20 protein-coding genes are annotated in these 19,863 nt (G+C 68.1%); 9 read left to right on the top strand and 11 right to left on the bottom strand.

From position 1 onward, the window contains the following. Positions 1-61: 61 nt before the first annotated feature. The 3 genes from RALTA_RS26410 to RALTA_RS26420 are packed head-to-tail and all read right to left on the bottom strand — an operon-like array spanning position 62 to position 2,356. Positions 62-1,036 (bottom strand): tripartite tricarboxylate transporter substrate binding protein, encoded by a 975-nt coding sequence (locus RALTA_RS26410; RefSeq protein WP_012357040.1) that lies wholly within the window; start codon positions 1,034-1,036, stop codon positions 62-64. A 10-nt stretch (positions 1,037-1,046) separates the two neighbouring features. Further along, positions 1,047-1,238 (bottom strand): DUF1289 domain-containing protein, encoded by a 192-nt coding sequence (locus RALTA_RS26415; RefSeq protein WP_012357041.1) that lies wholly within the window; start codon positions 1,236-1,238, stop codon positions 1,047-1,049. A 59-nt stretch (positions 1,239-1,297) separates the two neighbouring features. Next, positions 1,298-2,356 carry a BKACE family enzyme gene (locus RALTA_RS26420; RefSeq protein ID WP_012357042.1) on the bottom strand — a complete coding sequence of 353 codons (1,059 nt, stop codon included), beginning with the start codon at positions 2,354-2,356 and terminating at the stop codon, positions 1,298-1,300. A 117-nt stretch (positions 2,357-2,473) separates the two neighbouring features. On the opposite strand from RALTA_RS26420, the gene RALTA_RS26425 reads away from it, so the two are divergent. The 3 genes from RALTA_RS26425 (at position 2,474) to RALTA_RS26435 (ending at position 5,569) form a co-directional block, all read left to right on the top strand. After that, on the top strand, positions 2,474-3,475 hold the full coding sequence (locus RALTA_RS26425) for an AraC family transcriptional regulator (protein ID WP_012357043.1): 1,002 nt from the start codon (positions 2,474-2,476) through the stop codon (positions 3,473-3,475). A 118-nt stretch (positions 3,476-3,593) separates the two neighbouring features. Further along, positions 3,594-4,673 carry a type IV toxin-antitoxin system AbiEi family antitoxin gene (locus RALTA_RS26430; RefSeq protein ID WP_041232668.1) on the top strand — a complete coding sequence of 360 codons (1,080 nt, stop codon included), beginning with the start codon at positions 3,594-3,596 and terminating at the stop codon, positions 4,671-4,673. Continuing rightward, entirely contained in the window at positions 4,673-5,569 is an 897-nt protein-coding gene (locus tag RALTA_RS26435; RefSeq protein WP_012357045.1) for a hypothetical protein, read from the top strand. Before RALTA_RS26430 ends, RALTA_RS26435 begins: the two co-directional genes overlap by 1 nt. 45 nt (positions 5,570-5,614) lie before the next feature. On the opposite strand, the gene RALTA_RS26440 is transcribed toward RALTA_RS26435, so the two are convergent. From RALTA_RS26440 to argG, 4 genes are all read right to left on the bottom strand, one after another. Then, positions 5,615-6,778: a porin gene (locus RALTA_RS26440; protein WP_025584047.1), complete on the bottom strand. Its 1,164-nt coding sequence runs from the start codon at positions 6,776-6,778 to the stop codon at positions 5,615-5,617. Positions 6,779-6,843: 65 nt separating this feature from the next. After that, on the bottom strand, positions 6,844-7,437 hold the full coding sequence (locus RALTA_RS26445; protein ID WP_012357047.1) for an RBBP9/YdeN family alpha/beta hydrolase: 594 nt from the start codon (positions 7,435-7,437) through the stop codon (positions 6,844-6,846). 18 nt (positions 7,438-7,455) lie between these two features. Beyond that, positions 7,456-8,811: an MFS transporter gene (locus RALTA_RS26450; protein WP_012357048.1), complete on the bottom strand. Its 1,356-nt coding sequence runs from the start codon at positions 8,809-8,811 to the stop codon at positions 7,456-7,458. A 233-nt stretch (positions 8,812-9,044) separates the two neighbouring features. After that, a complete protein-coding gene (argG, locus tag RALTA_RS26455; RefSeq protein WP_012357049.1) occupies positions 9,045-10,370 on the bottom strand; it encodes an argininosuccinate synthase in 1,326 nt (441 codons plus the stop codon). A gap of 324 nt (positions 10,371-10,694) precedes the next feature. Here argG and RALTA_RS26460 point away from each other — a divergent pair, with 324 nt between their 5' ends. The 3 genes from RALTA_RS26460 to RALTA_RS26470 are packed head-to-tail and all read left to right on the top strand — an operon-like array spanning position 10,695 to position 13,653. Next, on the top strand, positions 10,695-11,858 hold the full coding sequence (locus RALTA_RS26460; RefSeq protein WP_012357050.1) for a CaiB/BaiF CoA transferase family protein: 1,164 nt from the start codon (positions 10,695-10,697) through the stop codon (positions 11,856-11,858). 43 nt (positions 11,859-11,901) lie between these two features. Beyond that, on the top strand, positions 11,902-12,861 hold the full coding sequence (locus RALTA_RS26465) for a Bug family tripartite tricarboxylate transporter substrate binding protein (RefSeq protein ID WP_012357051.1): 960 nt from the start codon (positions 11,902-11,904) through the stop codon (positions 12,859-12,861). A gap of 15 nt (positions 12,862-12,876) precedes the next feature. Beyond that, the gene (locus RALTA_RS26470; RefSeq protein ID WP_012357052.1) at positions 12,877-13,653 is read left to right on the top strand and encodes an enoyl-CoA hydratase; all 777 of its coding nucleotides are present in this window, start codon (positions 12,877-12,879) and stop codon (positions 13,651-13,653) included. 15 nt (positions 13,654-13,668) lie between these two features. On the opposite strand, the gene RALTA_RS26475 is transcribed toward RALTA_RS26470, so the two are convergent. Then, entirely contained in the window at positions 13,669-14,616 is a 948-nt protein-coding gene (locus RALTA_RS26475; protein WP_012357053.1) for a LysR family transcriptional regulator, read from the bottom strand. A gap of 299 nt (positions 14,617-14,915) precedes the next feature. On the opposite strand from RALTA_RS26475, the gene RALTA_RS26480 reads away from it, so the two are divergent. The 3 genes from RALTA_RS26480 (at position 14,916) to RALTA_RS26490 (ending at position 16,309) form a co-directional block, all read left to right on the top strand. Beyond that, positions 14,916-15,341 carry a VOC family protein gene (locus tag RALTA_RS26480; protein ID WP_012357054.1) on the top strand — a complete coding sequence of 142 codons (426 nt, stop codon included), beginning with the start codon at positions 14,916-14,918 and terminating at the stop codon, positions 15,339-15,341. 93 nt (positions 15,342-15,434) lie between these two features. Further along, positions 15,435-15,638 (top strand): SlyX family protein, encoded by a 204-nt coding sequence (locus tag RALTA_RS26485; RefSeq protein WP_012357056.1) that lies wholly within the window; start codon positions 15,435-15,437, stop codon positions 15,636-15,638. Positions 15,639-15,760: 122 nt separating this feature from the next. Continuing rightward, the gene (locus RALTA_RS26490) at positions 15,761-16,309 is read left to right on the top strand and encodes a DUF1439 domain-containing protein (protein ID WP_085960222.1); all 549 of its coding nucleotides are present in this window, start codon (positions 15,761-15,763) and stop codon (positions 16,307-16,309) included. 1 nt (position 16,310) lies between these two features. On the opposite strand, the gene RALTA_RS26495 is transcribed toward RALTA_RS26490, so the two are convergent. The 3 genes from RALTA_RS26495 to RALTA_RS26505 form a co-directional block, all read right to left on the bottom strand. Then, positions 16,311-17,489, bottom strand: coding sequence for an MFS transporter (locus RALTA_RS26495; protein WP_407637545.1), 1,179 nt, complete (start codon positions 17,487-17,489; stop codon positions 16,311-16,313). Between the two features lie 201 nt (positions 17,490-17,690). Then, complete coding sequence (locus tag RALTA_RS26500) at positions 17,691-18,611, bottom strand: DMT family transporter (RefSeq protein WP_012357059.1); 921 nt, start codon at positions 18,609-18,611, stop codon at positions 17,691-17,693. 382 nt (positions 18,612-18,993) lie between these two features. After that, a complete protein-coding gene (locus RALTA_RS26505) occupies positions 18,994-19,857 on the bottom strand; it encodes an NAD-dependent protein deacetylase (protein WP_012357060.1) in 864 nt (287 codons plus the stop codon). Positions 19,858-19,863: the final 6 nt, after the last annotated feature.

Below are 19,863 nucleotides of genomic sequence, written 5' to 3' on the forward strand. Positions count from 1 at the left end.
CGGCAGTAAAACAAAAGGGCAGCCTCTTGCGAGGCTGCCCTTTTGCATTGCCAGCAGGGATTTACGGCTGGATATTGAACGTCTTGACGATGCCGGCATTGCGCTCGAACTCCGTGCGCACCGAATCGGCCAGCTGAGGCAGGGGCTGAGCCGGCAGCGGCTCATAGCCGAGCGCCTCCATGCGCTCGCGCACCCTGGGCGCGGCCGCGGCCTTGTACGCCGCCGCCTGGATCTTTTCGGCCAGTTCGGGCGACAGCCGCGCCGAGGCGATCACGCCGACCCAGTTGCTGAACTCCATCTCCGGGTAACCCATTTCCGCGAAGGTCGGCACCTGCGGCAGCAGCGCCGAGCGGCTCTTCGACGCCACGGCATAGACCTGCACCTTGCCGGCGCGGATCATCGGCAGCGAGGTCACCATGCCGTCGTACATCACCGCGATCTGGTTGCCCATCACCTGCGCCAGCGCCGGCGCCGAGCCGGCGAACGGCACATGCTGCAGGTCCAGCCCGGCCTTCTGGTTCATGATCATGCCGGCGTAGTGCGAGGCGGTGCCGGCGCTGTACGAGGCATAGCTGAGCTTGCCCGGGTTCGCGCGCGCGTAGCTGACCAGGCTCTTCAGGTCCCTGGCCGGCAGGCCGGGCGCGCCGATCATCACCATGCGCGACCGCGACACCGCGGCAATGGGCCGGACATCCTTGAGCGGGTCGAACGCGGGCTTGAGCACGTGCGGCACCTCGGTCAGCACATTGCTCGCGGTGACCATGATGGTCTGGCCATCGGCGGGCGCCGCCAGCATGGTGGTGATGGCGATGCCACCGCCCGCGCCGGGCTTGTTGTCGACCACAACGGGGTGGCCAAGGTCCGCGGACAGCTGGTCCGCCAGCAGCCGCGCGAGAACGTCCATGGTGCCGCCGGCCGGGGCCGGCACCAGCATGCGGACCGGCTTGCTGGTCCAGGCCATGGCAGAGGGCGCGGCCAGCGCGAGGCTGGCCGCCGCGGCGGCGATGCGCAGCAGGAAGGCGGGTCGGGTGGTCATGTTGTCTCCGTTACGTAGTATGGCTGCTGCTTGCCCGGCGTGCCGGCAGCGCGGCCAGGATTTGCGCGCGTTCGGCCTCGCTCATGCGCGGCCAGCGGCCGATTTCCAGCCGGGTCCGGCTGCAGCCCTGGCAAAAGCGGTTGGCCAGGTCCATGCGGCAGATGTTGATGCAGGGATTGGCGAGGGTGTCGGGGTGATGCATCGGCGGCTCCGGTCATGGCTGGCGCGGGCCGGCCGCATAGCCGGCCCCGCCCGCAGCCGTCAGGCGGCCGCGCGCCGCGGCAGGTTCTTCTGCCCCGACTTGCGGTTGGGGGCCATGCCGTTGGCCTGCAGCGTGGCCTCGGCGCTGTCGTACCAGGTGCCGATGCGGTAGATCTCGCGCGCTTCCCGGCCCGAGGCAATCTCGCGGCCCAGCTCGCGCGCCACGCGCACGCACTGCTCGATCTGCTGCACCGAGGTCATGCGCTTGCCGTGCTGGTCGATGATGGTGTCCTCGATGCCGCAGCGCGGATGCAGGCCCATCGCCATGGCCATCATGTTGAACGGCAGCACGTTCTTCAGCAGCGACTCGGCGGTCAGCGTGCAGCCGTCCGGGGCGCGGTGCACGAAGTTGAAGAAGTTGAACGGGTTGGGGCCGTCGAAGCCGCCGCCGATGCCGATCCAGGTCAGATTCAGCGGACCGGTGTAGACGCCTGCGCGCACCAGCCGCTCCAGCGTTTCCAGCGCATGCATGCCGGTCAGCTGGAAATGGGGCTGGATGCCGGCGCCCTGCAGCCGGCGCAGGTGCTCTTCGACCCAGCCCGGGCCCGCCGGCACGGTCATCTCGCGGTAGGCGGCCTGGTAGGCCGGGTGCTCCAGCGAAGTCCCCTTCAGGTACTCCGGATAGAGCAGCTCCATGATGTTCATCTGCGTGGTGTTGATGGCCACGGTGACCTGGTCGGGCTTGGGCTGCAGCTCCGCCAGCATGTGCCGGGTGTCGTCGGACAGCCACTTGGCCTCCTGGCCGTCATCCTCCGGCGCGAACGAGATCGAGCCGCCGACCTGGATGATCATGTCCGGCACCGCGGCGCGCACGCCGGCGATCAGCTCGTTGAACTTGGACAGGCGCTTGGAGCCCTTGCCGTCGAGTTCGCGCACATGCAGGTGCAGCACCGTGGCGCCGGCGTTGTAGCAGTCGACCGCCTTCTGCACCTGTTCCTCCATGGTGACCGGGATGTCCTCGGGGAAGTCCTGCGGCATCCACTCGGGGCCATACGGGGCCACGGTGATCACCACTTTGTCCATGTTCTCGGGGTGCAGGGAATCGTCGAGGAATTGCATAGATCGCTCCGGTTGGTTGGTGACTGGAGTATCGATCAACGGACCGCCGCGATTTGACGATGCGGGACAACCGATTTACATTTCGGGACACTCAGGGAAAGCCCGGAAGCCACTGTCATGTCCTACTACCTGCGCAGTGCCAGCCTGACCAACTACGTCGAAGTGGCCCGTGCGCTGGGCCTGGATCCGTACCAGCAACTCAGGGCCGCGAAGATCAACCGCTCGGTGCTGCTGGACCCCGACATCCGCATCCCGGCGACAGTGGTGGGCCGCTTGCTGGATGCGTCGGCGCGCGCCGCCGGGGCCGAGGATTTCGGCCTGCGCATGGCCGAGCTGCGCGAGTTCTCCAACCTCGGCCCGCTGGCTTTCGTGGTACGCGAGGAACCGACGCTGCGCCGCGCGCTGGAGTCGATGGTGCGCTACATGGGCCTGCAGAATGAGTCGCTGTCGATGCGGGTCGAAGACAGCGATGACCTGGTGATGATCCGGCTGCAGGTGCTCAGCGAAGCGCCGGGCACCTTGCGGCAGGCGACCGATCTGGCGGTGGGCGTGGTGTTCCGCATGCTGAAGCTGTTCCTGGGGCCATCGTGGCGGCCGCGCAGCATCTGCTTCACGCATCCCGCGCCGGCCAGCACGGCGACCTACGCCCGCGTATTCGGCATGGCGGGGTCCTTCAACCAGGACTTCGACGGCATCGTCTGCCAGGCCGCGGACCTGGAAGCGCCGTTGCCGTCGTACGACCCGGTGATGGCGCAGCAGGTGAAGCAATATCTCGGCACGCTGCTGGCGCAGTCGACCGCAGCCACCATGCCCGACATGGTGCGCAAGCTGGTGTACGCGCTGCTGCCGACCGGGCTGTGCTCGGTGGAGCGCGTGGCCCAGCATCTCAGCGTCGACCGCCGCACCGTGCACCGGCGCCTGGAGCAGGCGCATACCAGCTACTCCGACATCCTCGCCGAAGCCCGCGCCGACCTGGTGATCCGTTACCTGGAGAACCGCGAGCGGCCGCTGTCGGAAGTGGCGGCGCTGCTCGGCTTTTCGTCGCTGAGCGCGTTCTCGCGCTGGTTCAGCGGGCGTTTCGGGCGCAGCGTGTCGGCATGGCGGGCACTTCACACTTGATTTGGTGGCAGTCAGGCTGTCACGCCTCCGAAAGTAATTCGCTGAACAGCGAATATTCTACTCATGCCGAATATTCGGTATAGTGCGCTTATTCGCTGAACAGGAAATAAGTGCCGTCATGACTGAATCGGCCCTCGCGGAACATGCATTGATTGGGCAGCTCCTGGAGTCACTGCGGGGGCTGCCGGACGTGCATGCCGATTTGGCTGGATCGGACACTGCTGTTCAAGCGGCAGGTCGCATCGACGCGAAAATTGATCTGCACGTCGCCGGCAAATCGATTGTCTTGCTGGTAGAGGCAAGGAAGTCTGTCTTTCCCCGCGACGTGCGCCAGGCGTTGTGGCAGTTGAAGTCGCTGCAGCACGGTCATTCCCCCGATGTGCAGCACCTGTTGATCGCCGAGTCGCTGTCCCCTGGAGCGAAAGAATTGCTCAGGGCCGAGCGCATCGGCTACTTCGATAGCGGGGGAAGTCTGTTTCTGCCGGCCGCGGGCGCCTACGTCTACATCGACAAGCCGGCTCCGAAGACTGCAGAAAAGGCGGTGCGGTCACTCTTCTCCGGTCGGCGCGCACAGGTCTTGCACGCGCTGCTGGTCCATCACGAGGCATGGTTTGGTGTTACCGAAGTAGCCGCGCGGGCGCAGGTGGCCCCATCCACAGTCTCCGACGTACTAAGTGAGCTGGAGCGGTTCGACTGGCTAGTGTCGCGAGGGCAGGGGCCAGGCAAGGAGCGGCATCTGCGCGATCCAGGTGCGTTGCTCGATGCCTGGGCGAAGCAGCTCGTCACGCAGCGCGCGCCAGTGCTGCGCCGGTACTTCGTGCCCGGATTGAAATCCGAGGCACTGATTGAACGGCTAGACCAGCTACTCGATACGCATCAGGTCGCTTATGCGGTGAGCTACGAAGCCGCTGCACAGCGCTATGCCCCTTTTTTGTCCGGCATCTCGCAAGTGCGAGTGCGATTGCTGCCAACCACCGCTGCCGAAACGGCAATGGCTGAGTTGCGTGCGCGCGCCGTCAGTGAAGGGGCGAACCTCGCGGTCATCGAGGCCAAATCGGCGGGAGAACTGCTGTTTCGGCAAAACGTCGGGGGCATCTGGCTGGCCAGCCCGGTCCAGGTCTATCTCGACCTCTTGCGCGGCGAAGGCCGCGCCAAGGACATGGCCGAGCACTTGCGCAAGGAAAGGATCGGATTCTGATGGCGAAACCCGCAACGTTCGATGGCTACAGCGACCAATACACGACCGACTGCGAACGCGTCCTCGTAACACTGCTGCGCGGCCTCGGACCGTGGAAGGACTCTGCCTACCTGATCGGGGGACTCACGCCGCGATATCTCGTTTCCGCACGGCCTCCGGTAGTGCCGGCGCACGCCGGCACTCTGGACGTGGACATTGTGATCGACCTGCAAATCCTGGCAGATACCGAGGCATATCACACACTCGAAGATAACCTCAGGAAAATGGGTTTCGAGCGGTCCGAGAACAGCGCTGGCGCAAAGCTTTCCTGGCGATGGCAGACCCGCACGGAACATGGCGCGTTGATGGTGCTGGAACTGCTGGCGGATGCACCGGACATCGCTGGTGGCAAGGTGCAGCCATTGCCGACCGAAGGCACGATCTCAGCTCTGAACATCCCATATTCGTCCATTGTTTTTGACCTTCACCAAGTTACTGAGATTCAGGCTGAGCTCCTCGGCGGCAATGGAATCGTGACGGAACACATCAAGCATGCAAACCTCGTCAGCTTTACCTGCCTGAAGTCGTTCGCCTTCGACCAGCGCTTCGAACGCAAGGACGCACACGACCTGATCTATTGCATCGAACACGCAACCGAGGGACCGGACGCCGTGGCGTCAGCGTTTCAGAAGGAGCGCAACGGCAAGCACGGCGCCGTCCTCGAGGCCTCACTGGCGATCCTGCGCAGCCGCTTCGCCAGCGACGAAAAAGCCGAAGGCTATCGCAAGGACGGTCCGGTGTCGGTCGCAAAGTTCGAGCTTGGCGAAGGCAACGAGCCAGCGCAACGTGAGGCGAGGATATTGCGCCAGCGGCAGGCCTGCGACGTGATCGAACAACTCCTTGCCCGAATCGGATAAGGAGCGCAACCACGCGCCGCGCGTCATATCGCGCAAAGGCCCGGATCAGAACTTGTGCCGGACCCCCAGCGCCACGCCCACCATGCTGCGTTGCCCGTTGGCCGCGGCATAGCTGTTGCCCAGCGACAGGCTGTTGGCATAGACCGTGGCCAGCGATTCCAGCATCAGCCCGGCATTGCGCGCGTAGGCGGTGGACACGTACACGTCGGTGCGTTTCGAGAATGCATAGTTGGCGATAAAGGCCACCTGCCACGGATTGGCCACCTGCGTGTCGCCGAACAGGCTGCGGACGTTGTCGTAGTTGTACTCGAGCGTCAGCCCCACGGCCGGGGTGACCTGGTAGTTGGCGCCGATCCAGTAAAAGTCGTCGCGCTGGATCACCACGTCGGCGGCGTTCTTGTTCTGGCCCCAGCGATAGCCGCCCATGAGCTTGGCCGGGCCAAAGGTGTAGCTGGCGCCCACCACGGCCTTGCGCAGGGTGCCGTTGCTGGTGCCGATGGTCGGATTCCACTGGTCGTAGCCGACGGTGGCGCCGAAGGGGCCGGCGGCATACGCCAGCGATGCGCCGTAGGCGGTATCGCGGCGGAACTGTCCGGGCACTTCGCCATTGCCCCCGATCGGCGTGGCGACGCCGACCGTCTGCGGCAGCGCCAGCCCGACGCCAAACGACCAGTGCGCGCGCGCCGTCAGCGGGCCGAACTGGCCGGTGTACTTCACGGTGTTGTCCTCGCGGAAATTGGCGCCGGCCTGCAGCACCACCGGTTCGTATTGCGTGGCGTAGGCCGTGGGCGAGAAGTTCGCCAGGGCTTCGAAGATCGACGTGTACTGGCGGCCGAAGCTGAACTGGCCGACGTTGGCCTGGCGCACGGCGACAAAGGCCTGGCGACCGAACAGGCGCCCGCCTTGCTGCAGCGCGCCGTTGTCCACGCCGAAGCCGCTTTCCAGCACGAACGATGCCTGCCATCCGGCGCCCAGGTCCTCCATGCCGCGCAGGCCCCAGCGCGAGCCGGACAGGCCGCCCGAGGCCATGCGGAACACCTTGTCGCCCGGCCCCCGGTTGAAGCCGTTCGCCGCGACCGGCACGGCGCCGACGCGGTTCACGTACTCGACGTTGATGTCGGCCACGCCATACAGCGTGACCGACGATTGCGCGGCGGCCGCCAGCGGGCACCCCAGCATCAGGGCCATGACGGTGTTTCTGGTTTTCATCTGTTTCCTCCTTGTTGGCCCGGCCTGGTGGCCGGATGTTCTTGTCATGCAGCGCTGCGGCGCGCTCACGCCTGCTGCGCGGCCAGCGTCTCCAGCTCCGCCAGCAATGCATGGGCGCGCGGCCAGGGGCCATAGCCGGCGGCCGGGTTGAGATGGCCGACGTTGCCCAGCTCGGCCAGCCCGCTGCCCCAGGCGGCGGCCATTTCGGTAACGCGCGCATGGCTGGCCAGCGGGTCGTTGCGGCTCGCCGCGACCAGGCTGGGGAATGGCAATGGCGCCAGCGGCGTCGGCAACCAGCCGGCTTGCGCCAGGGCTTCTTGCGCCGGATAGCCCGGCGGCAGCGGCTGCGTGAAGTCCGGCGGCGTCACCAGCAGCGCGCCCCGGATGGGGCGGCGGTGCCGCGCCGCCCAATGCACGGTGATCATCACGCCGGCGCTGTGCGCCACCAGCACCACCGGCCCGTCGATGGCCGCCAGCGCCGCGTCGAGCGCGGCCACACGGGCGGCGCAGCTGAGCTTGTCGTGCTCCAGCGGCGGCACGCAGCGGGCGTCGTGCCCTTGCGCCAGCAGTTCGGCCTGCAGCAGGGTCTGCCAGTGCTCGGCGACGTGGTCGCGCAGGCCCGGCACCATCAGGATGGTGGGTGAGGGGGTAGCAGTCATGGTGGAATCGGAAAAGGGTCAGGCAGGAACTGCGTGGGGCATGGGTTGGCCATCCAGGCGCCGCAGGTCCGCGGCATAGTGGCGGCGGCCGATACAGAACAGCAGCGTGGCGGCGGCGCCGGCCAGCGGAATCCATTGCAGCGCGCCGGTCAGGCCGATGCGGTCGGCCAGCACGCCGGTGAGGAACGGACCCGGCGCCAGGCCCAGCAGGTTGTTGATCAGCGTCAGCGTGGCAAACGCGGTGGCGTGGATGGCAGGCCGCGTCAGGTTGGCGACCATCGCGCTGGCCGGGCCGGCGCATCCGCCCACCACCAGCATGCCCGCCCCGATCAGCACCAGCTGGGCCGTGCCCGCGGGCAGCCGGAACGCCGTCATCAGCAACACGCAGCAGGCCAGGCTGTAGGCAATGGCCATGTGCCATTTGCGGCGGGGTGCATGCCGTGCGACGCGGTCGGTCAGGGCGCCGCAGGCCACCATGCCGGCGCCGGCCACCAGCACCAGCAGCGCCGCGACCACGCCAGCACGGCCGGTGGCCATGCCGTACGCGCGCGCCAGGAAGCTCGGCAGCCACGCCAGCAGCGCGGCCATCACCAGCAGTTGCAAGGCGCTGCCGGCGCAGGCACAAAGCATCGAGGGCACCGTCAGCAGTTCGCGCACGATCCGGCGCGGCGCCAGCTGGCGCGCCATGGCCGCATCGCTGCCGGCCTCCTCGCTGCCGGCGCCAATGCGCTGCTGCAGCCGGCGCAGCCGCTGCTCGCTGATCATCAGCGCGTAACAGGCCACCATCGCCAGCCCGAACGCGGCCATCCCGGCAAAGGCCATGCGCCAGCCGAAATGCGCGGACAGGATGCCGCCCAGTCCCATGCCCAGCACCGAGCCGAACGCGCCACCGGCAATGAACGCGGCGCTGAGGCTGGCGCGCAGGTGGCGCGGGAACACCGACACCACCACCGCGATGCCCACGCTGCCATACGCGGCCTCGCCGATGCCAACGCACAGGCGCGCCAGGAACATCTGGCCGAAGCTGCCCGCCAGCGCGCAGCCCAACGTGGCCAGGCTCCATAGCGCCGCCATCAGGATCAGGCTGCGCACGCGGCCCCAGCGGTCGGCCAGCAGCGACAGCGGAATCGCCAGCACGCCCACCATCAGCGCCACCACCCCGCCTAGCGCCCCCAGTTCCGTATCCCCCAGCTGCCATTCGGCCTTCAGCAGCGGAAACACGGCATTGAGCACCTGGCGCGACATGTAGTCCGACAGCAGCAGCGCAAAGGTCAGCGCAAACACCAGCCACGCATAGCGCGGTCCGGCAGCCGCGGGCGCGGCCGGCGTGGGCGCGGCGGATGCGGCGGCAAGGGCAAGGCGGGATCTGGGCATGGGCGTCTCCGGAAGCCGGTCGGCGGTCTTGGCGCCGCCGTGTGTTCAGTACCCGCGCAAAGTGGCGGGCGAGCGCAGCCAGTATCTGGCGATCGGGCCCGCGTGGTTTGATATTCCGGGACGTTCGCTTGACATTACGTGACAGGTGGGGAAAACGCCGAGACAAAAAAAACCGGCACCCGAAGGTGCCGGTTCCTGACCGTCGCGTGCCCCGTGCGAGGGCGCCGCGGGCCTTAGTCTTCCAGCTTCGGCAGCGAAGCGCTGACCTGCGTCGACAGCAGGCCGGTCTTGGCATACGTCTGCAGCTTCTCGCGCGTATCGACGATATCCAGCGTGCGCATGGTCAGCTGGCCGATGCGGTCCAGCGGCGTGAACATCGACTCGCCCTTCTCCATGGTCAGCCGTTCCGGCTTGTAGGTCAGGTTGGGCGAAGTGGTGTTCAGGATCGAGTAGTCGTTGCCGCGGCGCAGCTCGATGGTGACTTCGCCGGTGATGGCGCCGGCGACCCAGCGCTGGGCGGTTTCACGCAGCATGATGGCTTGCGGGTCGAACCAGCGGCCCTGGTACAGCAGGCGGCCCAGGCGGCGGCCGTTGTCGCGGTACTGCTCGATGGTGTCTTCGTTGTGGATGCCGGTGATCAGGCGCTCGTAGGCGATGAACAGCAGCGCCAGGCCCGGGGCTTCGTAGATGCCGCGGCTCTTGGCCTCGATGATGCGGTTTTCGATCTGGTCGCTCATGCCCAGGCCATGGCGGCCGCCGATGCGGTTGGCTTCCATGAACAGGTCGACGGCATTGGCGAAGGTCTGGCCGTTCAGCGCCACCGGCTGGCCTTCCTCGAAGCGCACCGTGACTTCTTCGCGCTTGACTTCGACGTCATCGCGCCAGAACTGCACGCCCATGATCGGCTGGACGATGCGGATGCCCGAATCCAGGTGCTCCAGGTCCTTGGCCTCGTGCGTGGCGCCCAGCATGTTGGAGTCGGTCGAGTACGCCTTTTCGGCCGACATCTTGTAGTCGAAGCCGTTCTGGCGCATGAACTCCGACATCTCGGCGCGGCCGCCCAGTTCGTCGATGAACTGCTGGTCCAGCCACGGCTTGTAGATCTGCAGGCCGGGGTTGGTCAGCAGGCCGTAGCGGTAGAAGCGCTCGATGTCGTTGCCCTTGAAGGTGCTGCCGTCGCCCCAGATGTTGACGCCGTCTTCCTTCATCGCGGCGACCAGCATGGTGCCGGTGACGGCGCGGCCGATCGGGGTGGTGTTGAAGTAGGTGATGCCGGCGGTGGAGATATGGAAGGCACCGCACTGCAGCGCGGCGATGCCCTCGGCCACCAGCTGCGCGCGGCAGTCGACCAGGCGGGCTTCCTCGGCGCCGTAGGCCTTGGCGCGGCGCGGGATGTCGTCGTAGTCGGGCTCGTCGGGCTGGCCCAGGTTGGCGGTGTAGGCGTAGGGGACGGCGCCCTTCTGGCGCATCCAGAGGAGTGCCGCGCTGGTGTCAAGGCCGCCGGAGAAGGCGATACCGACGCGCTGGCCGGTAGGAATGTGCTGCAGGATGGTAGTCATCGCCAGAAAATCAATGTGAATTTGTCGGCTCTTGGGCGGGCTTCCACTGCGTCGGCCAAGGGCGGCCGGGGGCGGCGGGAAGCACGGCGACGCGGCCGGCCGAGTCACGTGCCGAGTCAGTGCCAAACGCGAATTGTGACACGGCGGCGCCCACGCGCCAAACGCGGGCGTCGGCGGGGGCGCCGGCGCCACCTGCGCCCACGTCGGCCGCACACCATTGGACCGTTCAAATCCGGCGAACGCGCCTTTCAAAACTCTCGACTGGATTCGCGCCGATACCGCTCCCTATACTGCGCCGCACTGTTGTCGGAAAGCGGAGTCGTCATGCTGCATCGCGCCCTGGAAGGTGTCCGGGTCCTGGATTTATCGCGCATCCTGGCCGGTCCCTGGTGTACCCAGAACCTGGCCGACCTGGGCGCCGAGGTGACCAAGGTCGAATACCCCGAACGCGGCGACGATACCCGCGGCTGGGGGCCGCCCTATCTCGACGCACCGGCCGGCTCCGTAGGCGATCCGCGCCTGTCCGGCTACTTCATCTGCTGCAACCGCGGCAAGCGTTCGGTCGCGATCGACTACGGCTCGCCCGAAGGCGCGGCGCAGGTGCGCGAACTGGCGCGCGACGCCGACGTGCTGGTCGAGAACTACAAGGTCGGCACGCTGCGCCGCTACGGGCTGGACTACGACACGCTCAAGGCGATCAACCCGCGCCTGGTCTACCTGTCGATCACCGGCTTCGGCCAGAGCGGGCCGATGGCGGACAAACCCGGCTACGACTACGTGTTCCAGGGCATGGGCGGGCTGATGAGCTACACCGGGCAGCCCGACGGCACGCCCGGCGCCGGCCCGCTGCGCACCGGCGTGGCGGTGGTCGACCTCAGCACCGGCATGTATGCCACCTCCGCGGTGCTGGCCGCGCTGTACCAGCGCCAGCAGACCGGCGTGGGCGCGCACCTGGACATCGCCCTGCTTGACGTGGCCGTGGCGATGAACGCCAACCAGGCCGCCAACTACCTGGTATCGGGCCAGAACCCGCAGCGCAGCGGCAACGCCCATCCCAACTGCGCGCCATACGAAGTGTTCCGCTGCGCCGACGGCCACCTGATCCTGGCGATCGGCAACGACAGCCAGTTCGCGCGCTTCTGCGCCGTGGCCGGCACCCCGGCGCTGGCGCAGGACCCGTGCTACGCCACCAATTCCGCGCGCATCGAACACCTGGAAGCGTTGCGCGCGCAGCTCACCGCGCTCTTTCCCACGCGCACCCGCGCTGCCTGGACCGAGGCCTTCGATGCGGCGGGCGTGCCCTGGGGCCCCATCCACACCATGGACGAAGTCTTCGCCCATCCGCAGGTCAGGCACCGCAAGCTGATGCAGGTGGCCGAGCACCCCGTGATGGGCCGCGTGCCGATGGTGCGCAACCCGATGCTGGCCGGGCACGAGGGCCCGCCGGCACCGCCGCCGCTGCTGGGCGAACACAGCCCGCCGCGCTGACCGCCCCTTCACGACACCGATAACCCTGACCCGGAGACACCCGATGAAACCAGCCCTTTTCGCCATGGCCCTGTTCGGCATCGCCAGCAGCGCGCACGCCGCCTACCCCGAGCGGCCGATCAAGCTGATCGTGCCCTACGCGGCCGGCGGCACCACCGACATCATCGCCCGCATCGTCGGCACCCGCCTGGGCCCGGTGCTGGGCCAGCCGGTGGTGATCGAGAACCGCCCCGGCGCTGGCGGCGCGGTCGGAAGTGCCTACGCGGCCAAGCAGCCGGCCGACGGCTACACGCTGGTGATGGAGGTGGAAAGCTCGCACGCGGTCAACCCCAACGTCTACCTGAAGACGGCCTACGACCCGGTCAAGGACTTCGCGCCGATCAGCAACCTGGCCGACGTGCCCAACGTGCTGGTAGTCAATCCGGCTTTCCCGGCCGCGGACCTGCCGTCGTTCATCAGGCAGCTCAAGGCCAATCCCGGCAAGTACTCGTTCGGCTCGTCGGGCAACGGCGGCCTGAGCCACATGAACGGCGAGCTCTTCATGAATGCCACCGGCACGCGCATGCTGCATGTGCCGTACAAGGGCCTGGGCCCGGCGCTCAACGACGCGGTCGCCGGCCAGATCCAGGTCGTGTTCGACAATATCCCGTCGTCGTCCGGGCTGATCCAGGGCGGGCGGCTCAAGCCGCTGGCGGTGGCCGCGAAGCAGCGCCTGAAGGTGCTGCCCAACGTGCCCACCTATGCCGAGGCCGGCCTGCCGGCGATGAACAACCCGTCGTGGTTCGGCCTGGGCGCGCCGGCCGGCACGCCCGCCGCCATCCTCGACCAGCTCAATGACGCCGTGCGCCAGGTGCTGGCCGAGCCGGAGGTCATCGCCGCCATCGAAAAGCAAGGCGCGATTCCCGCACCGACCTCGCGCAAGGCCTTCGGCGACCTGATCCGTGGGCAGAACGCGCACTGGAAGCAGGTAGTCGAGGCCATCCATTTCACCAAGCTCCAGTAAGCCCAGGGGACCCACATGAGCGCACTTCAGCAGGAACCGCACGCCGGCGTCGACATCGACGCGCGCGGCATTGCCACCGTCACCATCCGCGAGGCCGGCTCGCTCAATATCCTGAGCACGCCGGTGATTGCCTCGCTCACGCGCGCGATCGAAGCGCTGGCCGCCCATGACGCGGTGCGCGTGCTGGTGCTGCGCGGCACGGGCGACAAGGGCTTCGTCGGCGGCGCCGACATCAAGGAAATGGCCGCGCTCGACCGCGCCAGCGCCGAAACCTTCATCAGCGGCCTGCGCCGCCTGTGCGATGCGGTGCGCCACCTGCCGGTGCCGGTGATCGCGCGCATGCCGGGCTGGTGCCTCGGCGGCGGGCTGGAACTGGCGCTGGCGTGCGACCTGCGCATCGCCGCCGACACCGCGCAGCTTGGCATGCCCGAGGTGAAGGTCGGCATCCCGTCGGTGATCCACGCCGCGCTGATGCCGCGCCTGATCGGCAATGCACGCACCGCGTGGATGCTGCTGACGGGCGAGATCTCCGACGCCGCCGAGGCGCTGCAGTGGGGGCTGGTCAGCCGCGTGGTGCCGCTGGCGGGGCTGGACCAGGAAGTCGAACGCGTGGCCGCGCTGCTGGCGGGCTTCGGCCCGGTCGCGGTGCGCCAGCAGAAGCGCCTGCTGCGCGAGTGGGAAGACGCGCCGCTGGACGTCTCGATCGGCAACAGCGTGACCGAGTTCGGCAGCGCCTTCGACACCGGCGAGCCGCAGCAGCACATGGCCACCTTCCTGAACCGCAAGCGCTGAAGCCGGGACGGTAGGTTACGGCGCCGTGGCGGCCATGGCGCCGCCTTCGCGCGTGGCCACCACGCGCGGATCGTTGAGCAGGAACTGTGCGAAGGCCTCGGCAAACGCGGGCAGCCTGCCGTCGGCGCGCACGATCAGGTTCAGCTCGCGCAAGGCCCACGGCTCGGCCAGCCGCACCCCTGCCACGCGCGCCTCGCGCAGGGCTTGTGCCGCGACGCTGCTGGGCACCAGCGCCACGCCCACGCCAGCTTCGGCCAGCGACAGCACCGCATCGAAGCTGTGCGCATGCAGGCGCACGTTGGGGCCCTTGCCGGCGCGCTGCGCCATCTCGCGCAGGAACAGGAAGTTGCTGCTGGTGCGGCTCATGCAGACGAAGTCGAACGCCAGTGCCGCGCCGAAGCGCACCTCGGGCTCGCGCGCGAGCGGGTGGTCCGCCGCCATCACAAGGATCAGCTCGTCGCGCGCGTAGCGCACCGAGCGCACGCCGGCCGCGTCGCCGCCGGTGTGGAAATCCCCGGCCAGGATACCGACATCGGCCTCGTGCGCCGCCACCGCGGCCAGGATCGACTGGCTGGCGCGTTCCTCCAAGTCGATGTTGACGTCCGGATTGGCCAGCAGGAAGCGGCTCACGCTGGGGATGATGAAGCCGTTGAGCGAGCTGCTGTTGGCCAGCAGCCGGATATTGCCCTTCAGCCCCGCGGAGAAACGCCCGACCTCGCCGTGCATGCGCTCCACGCCCAGCAGCAGTTCGCGCACATGGACCAGCAGGGTTTCGCCGGCCGGCGTCAGTTCCATGCCGCGCGCCGTGCGCACGAACAACGGCGTTCCCATGGCGTGCTCGAGGTTCTTCAGCCGGTAGCTTGCCGCCGACGCCGTGATATGGGTGGCCGATGCGCCGCCCGACAGGCTTTGCGCATCGGCAATGGCCTGGAACAGGCGCAGGTCGGTCAATTCGTAACGCAAGGCAACTCCATTTGGGCCGAGGCAGTCGAAACGGGGGTAGCGGGTGGAAACAGGCGGCGGTGGCGTGTCGCGGGCAATTCTAGTGCACGCCCAAGGGCTTTCCTGCGGCCGCACCGTCCAGCCGACCGCGCATTCGATGTGGACGCCGTCCATTTTCTTTGCTAAGGTATTGTGGACGGCGTACACAAACGTGCGCGCCATTGCCAGCGCGCCGGTTCGCGGCCAGAGTCTCGCGGCTTGCAGACGGCGCCCATGCCAGGATTCCCGCGGCCACGCGCCGCCCATTCACAGGAGTTGTCATGCAAGTCCAGCCCTATCTGTTTTTCGAAGGCCGTTGCGATGAAGCGGTCGAGTTCTACAAGCAGACCCTTGGCGCCAAGGTCAACGCCCGCATGACCTTCGCCGACAACCCCGACGCCGGCAAGGGCGGCGAAGGCTGCCAGCCCGGCGCGGGCGCGCAGGACAAGGTCATGCACCTGGAATTCCAGGTCGGCGACAGCATCATCCTGGCCTCCGACGGACAGTGCTCGAACCAGCCCGCGTTCCAGGGTTTCGGCCTGGCGATCACATTCCCCGACAAGGCCGGGGTCGAAAAGGCGTTCAACGGTCTGAAGGAAGGCGGCCAGGTGCTGATGCCGCTGGACAAGACCTTCTTTGCCGAGCAGTTCGGCATGGTGGCCGACCGTTTCGGCATCATGTGGATGCTGCTGACGGCGCCCAAGTAAGCCCGGCACGCACGTTCCCGGCCGGCGGCGCGCCCGCGGGGCAATCCCCGCGATCGGTTTACAATGCGCGCCGCCCGCCGGAGAAACCTAGCCATGGATGATCGCCTCAACGAACTCGAAATCAAGCTCGCCTTCCAGGAAGACTTGCTGGATACCCTGAACAGCACCGTGGCGCGCCAGCAGCAGCAGATCGACCTGCTGCAGGAACAGTTCCGCGCGCTGTACCAGCAAGTGCGCAGCGCTGCCACCACCGCGGCCGAAGCCGACCCGGCGCAGGAAATTCCGCCGCACTACTGAGCCGAACGGCACACCCCCCAGGCCATCCGTTTGCCGATGTGACGGAACGCCGCCCCTGCCGCGGCGGTCTGACAGGCTGATCCCATTTGCCGCGTCTTCCCATGGCGCGTCCGACCCGCCACATGCGCCTGAAACGCTCCCTGCTCCTTGCCGCCGCCTGCATCGCCGCCCCGGCCTTTGCCGGCTACAACGTCTGGACCGGCGAATACTCCCTGACCCGGCAGGAACTGCAGACCGAACTGGACAAGCGCTTCCCCGCCACGCTGCGCTACGCCGAAGTCGTCAGCGTCCAGCTCAGCCACCCGCGGCTGGTGCTGGATGAAGCCAGCAACCGCCTCACCACCCATGTCGACGCCCGCCTGACCAACGCCCTGCTGCCTTCGCCCCCGGTCAACGGCAAGCTGGCATTGAACAGCGGCATACGCTATGACCCGGCCAGGCGCGCGGTGCTGCTCGACAACCCCACCGTGCAGCAGGTCGACGTCACCGGCATGGCGCTCTATCGCGAACAGCTCAACGCCATCGGCGCCGTGGTCGCGCAGCAGTTGCTGAAGGATTATCCGATCTACACCTTCAAGCCGGAGGAGTTGCGCGTCGGCGGCAGGGAAGTGGAACCGGGGGCGATTACGGTGGGCAAGGATGAGGTGCGGGTGGAGGTGAAGCAGCGGTAGGCTACGGACCGGCCTGCTCTGCGTCCGCTGGCTGTTCGGCCTGCCGGCCGGCGTGCCCGCGTTGCGCTCGCCGGGCCCAGAACCAGCCGCCGGCAATGGCAAGGCAGCCGCTCAGAGCGAACACCAGCGGAATCCCGATCTTGCGCCCCAGCACGCCGCCCAGCAGCGGCGCGAGCACCAGCGCCACCAGTTGCACGCTCCTGGCCGTGGCGCTGACGCTGCCCAGACAATGGCGCGGGCATTGCTGCTGGATCGCCACGGCCTGGCTCAGGCACGCCAGGCAATAGGCGCAGCCATTCACCATCCAGAGCCCCAGCCACAGCATCGTGGTCATGCCGCTGCCGGTGCCGGCCAGCACGCCGGGGATCAGCACGGTCAGTCCGACCACGGCGAGCCCGGGCGGCGCCAGGCGGATGCCATACCGCCGGTACAGGCGCGGGAACGCCAGCGCGCCACACACGGCGCCCGCGGCAGTGCCGCTCACCAGCATGCCAAACACCGATACCGGTAACCCCTGTGACCTGATGAACAGCGCCAGCAGCGGATCATAGAATCCGAAGACCGCCGTCAGCAGGAACACGCAGCTGAACGACACCCGCACGTCATGACTGTTGCGCAGCAGCGCCATCAGTGGCCCGAGCCGCAACGCGCCCGGTGCCGGCGTGCCTTGCGCTGCGACCGGGCGCGCCCGGTCGCGCAGGGGCACAAGGCACACCATGGCAAGCAATGACAGGCCGGCCGAAAGCCAGAGTCCGGACATTGGCCCGTGCAGCGCGGTCGCGCCCGCCGCGATCAGCGGCGCGCACACCTTGGTGATCTGGTCGGCCGCCGTCACCAGGCCAGCATTGGCGGCAAGCTGTGCATGGCTGAGCATTGACCGGGCCATGACCTGTTCCGGCGGCAAGGCACTGGCATTGGCCAGCGCCTTGAGCATGAGCAGGAGCACGAACACGTTCAGGTCTGACGCCACGAGCAGCAGCAACGATGTCATGCCGCGCGCGCTGTAACTGGCAAACAGCATGGCAACAGGGTTGCCCCGGTCGGCCAGCCAGCCGAAGAAGGGCCCTCCGACCAGCACCGGCATGACGAACAGCGAGGCAGCGACGCCGGCCGCGGTCGCATCCGCGCCCCAGTGGAAGGCGAGCAGCGAAAAGACGACGGTGGCGTCGAGCCACACCATCAGGGCGCTGACGATCCTGGCGGCGAGCAGCGGCCTGTATCCGGGGACGGCGGCCAGCCTTTGCATGGGAAGGGAGCAACGCGTTGTCGAAGCGGGTCAGCATAGAACGCGATCGCCGCCCCAGGCCGCCGCATGCGCTAGATTCCGACCTTTCCGCGGTGCATTTCAGAACTTGCGGGACGATTCCGGCGAAATCTCAGATCATCCGGGCATCGGATTTCGCCCTCCCCTGAACACCAGCCCCAACCCCCCAAGCACCGCCCCCATCCCCGCCAGCGCGAGCGCCGTCATGCGGTTGCCCAGCAGCAGGTAATCGAGCGCCGCGGTGCCCGCCGGCACCAGGTAGAACAGGCTGGTCACGTTGACCAGGTTGCCGGCGTGGATCAACCGGTAGAACAGCAGCGTCGCGCCGATGGAAATCCCCAGCGCCAGCCACAGCAGCGGCGCGGCAAATGCCAGCGACGCTTCAAAGGCGAAGGGCTGGAACGGCAGGCATAGCAGGCACGCCGCCAGGCTGGCGCCGTACTGCAGCGGCAGTACTTCGGCCGGGGCGCGCGTGCTGCGCTTCTGCAGGATGGCGCCGAGCGTCATGCTGGCCAGCGAGGCCAGCGCGCACAGCACGCCCGCCGGCGACAGCCTGGCCAGCAACAGGCTGTCGGCCACGACCATGGCGAGCCCCGCGAAGGCCAGCGCCAGGCCGCCCAGGCGCGCGGCGCTGGCGCGGCGCTCGGTGAGCAGCAGTGTCAGCATCGGCTGCGCGCCGAGCACCGTGGCCAGCACGCCGGGCGTCATGCCATGGTCCAGGGCCAGAAAGTAAAAGACGGCGTAGCCGCCGATCAGCAGCAGCCCCGCGCACGCCGTGTGCAGCCGCTCGCCGCGCGGCGGCAGCAGGCGCTTGCGCGCCAGGCCAAGCGCGCCCAGCACGGCGCAGACCAGCGCAAAGCGCAGCGTCAGCAGGGCGAACGGGGTGGCGTGGTCGAGCGCCAGCCGGGCGGCGATGGCGCCGCTGCTCCACAGCAGCACGAACAGCGGCGTGGCCCAGAGGGCAGTGGATGTGGTGCGCGTGGCGAGCGTGTTGCGCGGGGCGTCGAAGCGCGCCGCGCAGTCTTCGTTGTTGGTCATGGCTTGTCATCTGTCGTCAGCTTGGCAGGCTCTGGCAACGCGCATCGGCATGCGGCCACGGCACGGCGACAGCGCGCACGGGCGTGCGGCTGCCGTGCGCGCGGGCACACGGATGCGGGACTACCGGAGACGAGAAGGGCTGGGGCGCGTGCCCGTCAGCCGCGCGGCGGCGGCGGATGTGCACCGCCAGAGAACGGCGGCGGCGGCGCGACAGATGTGAACGCAGGCTGGCGACGCGGGCACGGCAACGCGCGGCCCGGGGGCGCGGCGATGACGGGGCGTTGGCGGTCTGCGGTCATGGTGGAAATCGGAGGCCTTGAAGAAAGATCGACCGGCGTCGATCAACGTGGTGTGGCGATGCTATGCCCGCACAGCGCGCGCGTCAACGAAATCCTGCTGCGTCCTGCTCCAGCCGTGACACCAGGGCCTGCAGCGCCGGGGCACAGCCGGCCTCGACCTTCAGCGACAGCATGGCGTCGGCCCGCGTGGTGCCCAGGTTGAGCGCGGCGACCGGCTTGCCCATCTGGCCGGCCCAGACGCAGAAGCGGTAGCCGGAATAGACCATCAGCGACGACCCCACCACCAGCACGGCATCCGCGGCCGCCAGCGCGGCGCGCGCGGCATCGACACGCGCGCGCGGCACGGATTCGCCGAAGAACACCACGTCCGGCTTGAGGATGCCGCCGCAATGGCCGCAATCGGGCACCTGGAACTGCGCGAACAGCGGCGATTCGAAATGCACGTCGCCATCGGCCGCGGGCGGCGCGATCACGTCGCGCAACGCCGCGTTGCGCGACACCAGCCAGTCCTGCAGGCCGGCGCGGTCGTGGCTGGCGCCACAATCCAGGCAGACGGCGCTGGCCAGGCTGCCGTGCAGCTCGATCACGCCGTGGCTGCCGGCGCGCTGGTGCAGGCCGTCGACATTCTGCGTGACCAGCGCGGTGAGCCGGCCCTGGGCGCCAAGCCGCGCCAGCGCATGGTGGGCGTCGTTGGGCCGCGCCTGCCACGCCAGCGGCCAGCCGAGCATGCTGCGCGCCCAGTAGCGCTGGCGCCCGGCATGCGAGCCGAGAAAGGCCTGCAGCGTGATCGGCGGCGAGCGCTGCCACTGGCCGCGCGCGTCGCGGTAGCCGGGAATACCGGAATCGGTGCTGATGCCGGCGCCGGTCAGCACGAACAGGCGCGGGTGGCGCTGCACGAAATCGAACAGCGCCGCCTCGGCCGCGGGGGCGGGGTGCGATGGCTGCATCGTCAG

It is taken from the genome of Cupriavidus taiwanensis LMG 19424, assembly GCF_000069785.1.
Lineage (GTDB): Bacteria > Pseudomonadota > Gammaproteobacteria > Burkholderiales > Burkholderiaceae > Cupriavidus > Cupriavidus taiwanensis.